Consider the following 495-nt stretch of genomic DNA (forward strand, 5'->3'; position numbering starts at 1 on the left):
TGAATCATGTCATCTGTGCCTTTTTCCAGTGTTGCATTGTCTACTTTACTGAGTAGTTGTCCTGATTCTTTATAGTTTTCTGTCATCAGTTTAAATCTTGAGTCTATGAGATTGAAATACAGTAGGACGTTCTGATTTTCTTCCATGTTTGGAAATGTGTTTACGATTTTTTCTCGCATGGCTGTAGCTTTGAGAATGTTGTTTTGCTTTATGGTTATATACCATTCGTTGAGACTGTAAGCGACTTTTTCGAATTCTACTTTAGTTTCCACCTTATCCTTCCTCTCTTTATATTTTAAAAATTTTAAACCTTTTGTATTATTTCAAAATAAGAGCAATAGTTAAAGAAAAATTTTAAAATATTGGAAATTTAATTTGAGATACTTTCAGTTCTGGGCAGAGCCCGAAAAGAGTCACTGGAGAACCAGTGCCCACTTATGCACCTGAAAGTTGCACGTGTATTTTCACTTCGTTCAAAGCAGAATGTCTGGGTAT

General features: G+C 34.1%; 1 pseudogene. It reads right to left on the bottom strand.

The features are described 5' to 3' along the window. A pseudogene (locus R2R70_RS18915) lies at positions 1-272 on the bottom strand (hypothetical protein); the annotation flags it as partial. Positions 273-495 lie beyond the last annotated feature (223 nt).

Source organism: Cobetia sp. SIMBA_158 (assembly GCF_046566945.1).
GTDB lineage: Bacteria > Pseudomonadota > Gammaproteobacteria > Pseudomonadales > Halomonadaceae > Cobetia > Cobetia amphilecti.